This window comes from Citrobacter sp. Cb080, assembly GCF_030334745.1.
Lineage (GTDB): Bacteria > Pseudomonadota > Gammaproteobacteria > Enterobacterales > Enterobacteriaceae > Citrobacter > Citrobacter braakii.
Genome location: NZ_JAOWDG010000059.1, coordinates 1 through 7,215 on the forward strand (window position 1 = coordinate 1; position 7,215 = coordinate 7,215).

Annotated in this window: 7 protein-coding genes and 1 pseudogene; 4 read left to right on the forward strand and 4 right to left on the reverse strand. The window is 43.7% G+C overall.

Annotation, left to right across the window (positions count from 1 at the left end; all coding sequences use genetic code 11):
* Positions 1 to 37 precede the first annotated feature (37 nt).
* Positions 38 to 1,245 (reverse strand): IS3 family transposase gene (locus OGV38_RS10215; protein WP_117086587.1). Its coding sequence is split into 2 segments (ribosomal slippage): positions 38 to 924 and positions 924 to 1,245, totalling 1,209 coding nucleotides; the frame shifts between segments, so codons are not numbered across the junction.
* Between the two features lie 87 nt (positions 1,246 to 1,332).
* On the opposite strand from OGV38_RS10215, the pseudogene OGV38_RS10220 reads away from it, so the two are divergent.
* The 4 genes and pseudogenes from OGV38_RS10220 to OGV38_RS10235 all read left to right on the forward strand — a co-directional run.
* Positions 1,333 to 1,530 (forward strand): annotated as a pseudogene (locus OGV38_RS10220) (hypothetical protein); the annotation flags it as partial.
* A 9-nt stretch (positions 1,531 to 1,539) separates the two neighbouring features.
* Entirely contained in the window at positions 1,540 to 1,854 is a 315-nt protein-coding gene (locus tag OGV38_RS10225) for a hypothetical protein (RefSeq protein ID WP_046275909.1), read from the forward strand.
* A 215-nt stretch (positions 1,855 to 2,069) separates the two neighbouring features.
* Positions 2,070 to 2,627, forward strand: coding sequence for a recombinase family protein (locus tag OGV38_RS10230; RefSeq protein WP_286473262.1), 558 nt, complete (start codon positions 2,070 to 2,072; stop codon positions 2,625 to 2,627).
* Between the two features lie 438 nt (positions 2,628 to 3,065).
* Positions 3,066 to 4,448 carry an HNH endonuclease signature motif containing protein gene (locus OGV38_RS10235; RefSeq protein ID WP_227093141.1) on the forward strand — a complete coding sequence of 461 codons (1,383 nt, stop codon included), beginning with the start codon at positions 3,066 to 3,068 and terminating at the stop codon, positions 4,446 to 4,448.
* Between the two features lie 74 nt (positions 4,449 to 4,522).
* Here the strand turns inward: OGV38_RS10235 and OGV38_RS10240 are convergent, their stop codons facing one another.
* From OGV38_RS10240 to OGV38_RS10250, 3 genes are all read right to left on the reverse strand, one after another.
* Positions 4,523 to 5,053 (reverse strand): hypothetical protein, encoded by a 531-nt coding sequence (locus OGV38_RS10240; protein ID WP_227093140.1) that lies wholly within the window; start codon positions 5,051 to 5,053, stop codon positions 4,523 to 4,525.
* Between the two features lie 13 nt (positions 5,054 to 5,066).
* Positions 5,067 to 6,023, reverse strand: coding sequence for a hypothetical protein (locus OGV38_RS10245; RefSeq protein ID WP_286473266.1), 957 nt, complete (start codon positions 6,021 to 6,023; stop codon positions 5,067 to 5,069).
* Positions 6,024 to 7,144 (reverse strand): IS3-like element ISSen4 family transposase gene (locus tag OGV38_RS10250; protein ID WP_096147877.1). Its coding sequence is split into 2 segments (ribosomal slippage): positions 6,024 to 6,886 and positions 6,886 to 7,144, totalling 1,122 coding nucleotides; the frame shifts between segments, so codons are not numbered across the junction.
* Positions 7,145 to 7,215: the final 71 nt, after the last annotated feature.

Consider the following 7,215-nt stretch of genomic DNA (forward strand, 5'->3'; position numbering starts at 1 on the left):
TGATCTTGACCCTCCATCTCCGAACAGCTTTTGTATCTTAAGTTAACGATGTCCGCTGCCGCCGGTATTCCCTCGGGGAGTGATATCCCAGCGCGCTGTGCGGGTGGTTTTCATTGTAATGCGTGAACGCTACTGCAAGGTTTCGCAGTGCTGTTCTCACATCCGGTTTTGGCATGAACGCGATATAGTCTTCTTTCATCGTTTTCACGAACCGTTCGGCCATGCCATTACTCTGCGGGCTGCTCACCGCTGTTGTGCAGGGCTCCAGATTCAGCTCTCTCGCGAACCTCCGCGTTTCATACGCGGTATACGCTGAACCGTTATCCGTCAGCCACTGCACCGCTGTGTCGGGCAACCTGTCGCCGAAGCGCTTTTCCACCGACCTCAGCATCACATCCTGCACGGTCGAACTGTCATAGCCTCCCGTGCTTGCTGCCCAGTCTATGGCCTCACGGTCGCAGCAGTCCAGCGCGAACGTTACCCGCAGTTTTTCGCCGTTGTCGCAGCCGAACTCGAAGCCATCTGAACACCAGCGCATATCGCTTTCTGCCACCGCTATCTTGCCCTTATGTTCACGCTTCGGTCGCTCTGGTTTGTGATGCAACAACAACAGGTTATGCTCACGCATTATCCTGTAAAGCCGTTTGGCATTCACAGGTAGCTGTCCCTCTGTGCGACGTTGCTTGCGCAGGATGCCCCACACGCGTCGATAACCATAACTCGGCATATCGCTGATAATGTTGAGGATAGCCGACAGTATTTCTGCGTCTGCTTCTTCATTACGCCGGTTACAGCGCCTGTCCTGCCAGTCGGCAGAACGGTTAATCCGCAGTGACAGTTGCGCACGCGACACGCCCATGGTCCGGCAGACCATGGCTATTCCCCGTCCTTTGGCAACAAGGGCGCGTGCGCTATCCATTTTCGCGACTGACCGTACTCCACGGCTTCTTTCAGGATCTCAACTTCCATCGTCTTCTTGCCCAGAAGGCGCTGAAGCTCCCGGACCTGCTTCAGAGCAGCAGTAAGCTCAGAAGCAGGAACGACTTCCTCTCCAGCCGCAACGGCGGTGAGGCTGCCTTCCTGATATTGCTTCTTCCACTTAAACAGCAGGCTGGGCTGGATACCATGCAGGCGGGCGACATGGGAGACATTCATACCCGGCTCCATCGTCTGCTGGATAATGGCGATCTTCTCCTGAGGAGTTTTACGTTTACGGACTTCTTGCCCTAACAGGATCCCGGTCATCTCAAAATTGGCGTTAGTGTTAGACATATATTCAAGCCTATCTCTTATCTGGAGATACAGCTACTGTCCGGTGTTTCAGGGGGCTACATCAACTTCAGTTTAAATAACGCAAGCTGGGATCTCTCGTACATCGGGGAGAAGCAAATTGCCAAGCTCTATAGCACCGACAACGGCAGTGTCGCCGTGTCTTTCATTGACGGCAACCCGCTCATTTTTGTTCTGCATCTGGTTAATGATGACGGTAGAAAAGGCACTTACAACCTCAGCGAATGCTCTGAGCTATAAGGGGCGGTAATGAAAAAACTATTCGCAGCCGCCATATTTTTGTCAGTGATACCGAACGCTTATGCATTGAGTCATGGAGATACCGCCACCCTAAAAGAAGGAACATTTAACTGTAAGAAGCTGACCGACTTTTACGAGATGATCAGTTACATCCAGGACAAAGACCAACAGGGTATGATGGGCCTCATCACTTCCGGTAAATGCCGTCTCCTAAAAGAATCGATGACAGTTGAGATTCAGAACGTAGACGATAAGGGGTTTGTTTTCTTCATTACCCCAGGTGGTCATGGTGGATGGTCAGCCACACAGTTCTTCAAAGAATAATCATCTCATGCAACGACTGGCGTGTGTGATCACGCCATTTTCATCTTCGCTCGTCAAAACGAATTCAACTCCTCGTTTCAAGTCTCAAAACCATCTCCTTATAAGACCACATCAACGCAACCACAGAATGCGGTTTCGCCTTATCTCAAAAGGTTGATCTTTTATTTTGAGACAGTTATTATTTTGATACAAACTTTTGAGACTTAGAGAACATCATGACTACTGTGATCGGATATGTGCGAGTTTCCACCAGCGACCAGAACGTTGAAAATCAGAAGCAGCAAATAGCCGATGCTGGTTATAGCGTTACTCGCTGGTTCAGCGATGAGGCGGTGAGTGGTGCAGTCAAGGCAGGGGAACGTCCAGGGTTTGGTGAACTACTCAGTTATGTGCGAGATGGCGATACGCTGATCGTGATTGCTATAGATCGCCTGGGGCGTAACACGATTGATGTTCTTTCCACCGTGGAAATGTTGCAGACGAAAGGCGTAAAAGTTGTCAGCTTGCGTGAAGGGTTCGACCTGTCAACGCCCGTTGGCAAAGCCATGCTTACCATGATGGCAGGACTCGCCAGCCTTGAGAAAGACCTGATAGCAGAACGCAGAACAGCAGGAATCAAACGTGCTCAGTCTGAAGGTAAGCATTGCGGCAGACCAATCAAGGCGACCGCAGAACAGGTAAAGGTGTTGCTAGAGCAAGGCCTACCGCCAGCAGCAGTTCAAGAAAAATTGGCAATCAGCAAAGCCACATTCTATCGATTGAAGACATCCTGATCAGTTCCACAGATATTTGAGAATTATTGCCAACACGAAGCGAGGAACACCAAATACCGGACTTAACACCGTCTCTATCCGCGCCACTGAATGCTGGTAGCTACCACAACATATCCGATAAATTTTGAAGATATATAAAGCTAAGTGATAGGCAGCTATGAGCGAGGAGCTAAAGTTCACATTATTTTACAGTCAGATATATGTATCACTAACTTAGTCGTTTATTAATAAAGTAGGAGCAGGTCACATTGTCTATATGTCTTATATATATTTACTAAATATAGTATCGAATGCCAAATATTGATTCCAACCACTGACAAATTTATGAACCATATGCATTAATACCTCTTTCAATTTTCAAGCAATGTAGTTGCTAGCTTATCATTATAGAGGTAGAATCTCCTATACATTTACTTCTTTGTTAATCACTTGGTATTGATGATGGGTAAGAAAGCCAAAAAGAAAATAAAAGTAATGAACTCTTACAGTGGTGTTAGTAAGATGGAATATGGTATTCGAATATTCCGACGTATGCAATTATTAAAATCTGAGGGCAAATCTTACGAGGAAGCAACACGTATTGCCAAAAGCGAGATCTGTAGAACTATATCTAACCGCCTAGAATCTTCTTACCTGCGTCGATGGTATAACATCAATGTTGATCAAGTAGCAAAGAAGGTTCATCAACATGATAATGCAAAACTCATAATCCCTGTTGGCAAAACACCAGTCAAACCGAAAAATCGTGTTTTATTCAAACCTGAACCAAAAACAGAGCCCACTACTTATGATCCCTGGCATGAAGCAAAAATTAAGCAAAATGCTATTAACCAAGTTAAAAAAGAACAGAGAGAGAATGAAACAATCCTTTTAAGACACCCTATTTCATGCATTGAATGCAAAATTGATTTTAAATCTTTTGGCGGTTTTGCAGATCATATGAGGGATGTGCATCATGCAAGTGTGAGCACTCCTAAACTAATACTGATGAAGGAGGTTAAAGCACCTGCAATCAATGTATGTTGTATTATCTGTAAAGGTGCTATGCCATCTGACAGCCTATTTTTTCACATTACAAGTAAACATCTCAACATAAATACATCTACTAAATCAGCGCCTATTGATGCTCTTGCTGAACCTAAAGCAACTGAATCATTTAGTGACAAGTGGATCAGGCTCTTCTCTGAGAAGGGTTATAATTATCCAATGGTAGAAGCGTTCAAACGCGATGCAATAAAACAGAAAATGAAACCTAAACAGATTCATGAGTTTCTTCTTGTATGTAAGCCGTCTAAACACCCTGTAAAAACACCTATATATGCTTTAGAATCGACAATTGCCCCCGAGCAATGCAGCTCCCCTGCAGATATCGTAGAAACGCTTGTAGAAGCACCTGTAGCCCTTGTTGCTAATGATACCTTATACGCGGCTACAGTTTCTGATTCTATTGAGCAGGCTTTATTTGCTGATCGCATTGTTCGTACCCGCACCAATCAGAATGATTTTAAAGAGCGTATAGCTGCTAATTTCTGCTATCGTTGCGCTATTACGGATAGCGGAGAAGCTCTCGAGGCTGCCCACATTGAGCCAGTAGGATCGGGAAATAACAACACATCTAACGGTATATTGATGCTTGCTTGTCTGCATCGTCTTTTTGACGCTGGTTTGATGGCTATCAACCCTGATTCTCTTACAGTACATTTCAAAGCTGATTGTACATATTTCGCTAAAAGCACGCTGGAAGGTAAAAAACTAAATAATCACTCAGTTCCTTTGAATAAATCAGGATTGTTAGAGCGTTGGTTTAATTTTAATGTTTAAGGGAATGATAAAGTAATGGAAACACTATCTTTTCTATTAAAGCTAATTAACCTTAATGAAATTTAATCGAACTATTAAGGCTTTTTAGCTTTGATAAATTCTTCTGACTTGAGCCACTGACATACTAACTGCGTCATTGCTGTTAAGGACAACGACATAAACGAAAGTGCTAAAAATGGCATTATCGTTGGAATTATCAACCATTTTTTTGAATCAGAAAAACCTAATGAAAACTGCGATAGGCATGTTAACAAGCAGAATGCAATAGAGAGAACGAGCAAATACGTGATATTGAGAAGAGGTTTGTAAAGGTCTGATTTTTTCACATCAGCATCATAACTTAAATTTTCGCCTTTTCTGTAGATAGTTAAATAATCTTCGGAATCAAACATTTTCTCTTTAAGATTAATTACCACAAATGTTAATAGAGACAATAGGAAAGAAGATATTCCGAGGAATGATGAAAAGACATAACCTCTCATATATGTTTTGTAATTGCCAATAAGCATATCCAAACAACCACTTATCTTAATACCAGCACACACAAAAACACCATATGCAATGAAACCAATAATACAACCAATTACAAGATTTCTTCCAAACATTCCGGCCTCCAACTTATTTCAATAGCTTGTGGTTGACGACAATGTCTTTGCTTTCTAAGTATACAGTGTTGGATAAAAAAGAGCTAACTGTCATTCCATTGATATTGCTTGAAAAATGCTCAAAGTCAAATAGCCCTACACTGTTGGATTTATCGATAAGCCCAATAAGTTCACCAGAGGATGCAACATTATCACGCCCTTTTACACTTACAGATTTTGCTTTTTCTTTGACTAAGTCATTGATATAACCTATCAAATTATCTCTACTGGCTTTTTTCCCTATGTTCATCCCACTGGTATTCATTTTGATCTGTACGCTTTTTAAGTTATTCTGATATGCGCCACTAATGAACCGTTTACTTGCACTTAAAGAAGTAAAAGTAACGTTTATTTCATCAATAAAATTATATTTCTTTAATTTATCGACTACTGAGGAGTTATCAACAAGTCTATTTATTTGAATTTTTTCATCTTTTTTCTTCGATTTATACAACACTCTTATTGCGTCAAAATAGCCTTGTCTTAACTTAGAATCAAACGAACTGAGCATCATTGAACCTTCATTATGAAGGTAAACTCCTTTAAGATTTTTTTTCTTAATAATGAGCATATTGATTTCACCGATAAAATCAGCGTTAGTATTGCTGTTCACGGAAATAGTGAAATTATTGTTATTATGCTTTAATTGAATATGAGATCTTGCGACCTTCTCGTTAAGGACTAATATTGAGAAGCAATCGCTATCTTCAAAAAACCTGAATTTAACATCTATGTCGCTGTTAGAATAATCCATACCTATGAAATTGTTTTTAACACAATCAGCTAAAAAAGTACCAAATGCTAACCGTCCACCTGTGTATACAATCTCAACTGGAATGCAATAAACATTCATAATCGAACCTTTCTTTTTATCTAATATGCAAATTATAAATAAAAAAACTTGACCTGCCCCCACGATTAGATACAACACTCAGTTAGTAACGTCGGAATCTTCATTCTCAGAATGACCCTTTCTCCAGCCCGCTGCAAATTCAGACGGTGTCTGATAATTCAGCGTGGAGTGCGGGCGGCATTCGTTATAATCCTGCCGCCAGTCATTAATAATTTTCCTGGCATGAACGATATCGCTGAACCAGTGCTCATTCAAACATTCATCGCGAAATCGTCCGTTAAAGCTCTCAATAAATCCGTTCTGCGTTGGCTTGCCCGGCTGGATTAAGCGCAACTCAACACCATGCTCAAAGGCCCATTGATCCAGTGCACGGCAAGTGAACTCCGGCCCCTGGTCAGTTCTTATCGTCGCCGGATAGCCTCGAAACAGTGCAATGCTGTCCAGAATACGCGTGACCTGAACGCCTGAAATCCCAAAGGCAACAGTGACCGTCAGGCATTCCTTTGTGAAATCATCGACGCAGGTAAGACACTTGATCCTGCGACCGGTGGAAAGTGCGTCCATGACGAAATCCATCGACCAGGTCAGATTGGGCGCCGCCGGACGGAGCAGCGGCAGACGTTCTGTTGCCAGCCCTTTACGACGTCTTCTGCGTTTTACGCCCAGGCCACTGAGGTGATAAAGCCGGTACACGCGCTTATGATTAACATGAAGCCCTTCACGGCGCAGCAACTGCCAAATACGACGGTAGCCAAAACGCCTGCGCTCCAGTGCCAGCTCAGTGATGCGCCCTGATAAATGCGCATCAGCAGCCGGACGGTGAGCCTCATAGCGGCAGGTCGACAGGGATAAACCTGTAAGCCTGCAGGCACGACGTTGCGACAGACCGGTCGCATCACACATCAACATCACGGCTTCCCGCTTCTGGTCTGTCGTCAGTACTTTCGCCCAAGAGCCACCTGAAGCGCCTCTTTATCCAGCATGGCTTCGGCAAGCAGCTTCTTGAGTCTGGCGTTCTCTTCCTCAAGCGACTTCAGGCGCTTAACTTCAGGCACCTCCATACCGCCATACTTCTTACGCCAGATGTAAAACGTGGCATCGGAAATGGCATGCTTGCGGCAGAGTTCACGGGCGGGTACCCCAGCTTCGGCTTCGCGGAGAATACTGATGATCTGTTCGTCGGAAAAACGCTTCTTCATGGGGATGTCCTCATGTGGCTTATGAAGACATTACTAACATCGGGGTGTACTAATCAACGGGGAGCAGGTCA

What these genes read in the sequence shown, in the direction of transcription:
- OGV38_RS10230 (WP_286473262.1), top strand. Translation starts at nt 2,070, where the DNA reads ATGACTACTGTGATCGGATATGTGCGAGTTTCCACCAGCGACCAGAAC.
- OGV38_RS10240 (WP_227093140.1), bottom strand. Translation starts at nt 5,053, where the DNA reads ATGTTTGGAAGAAATCTTGTAATTGGTTGTATTATTGGTTTCATTGCA.
- OGV38_RS10225 (WP_046275909.1), top strand. Translation starts at nt 1,540, where the DNA reads ATGAAAAAACTATTCGCAGCCGCCATATTTTTGTCAGTGATACCGAAC.
- OGV38_RS10235 (WP_227093141.1), top strand. Translation starts at nt 3,066, where the DNA reads ATGATGGGTAAGAAAGCCAAAAAGAAAATAAAAGTAATGAACTCTTAC.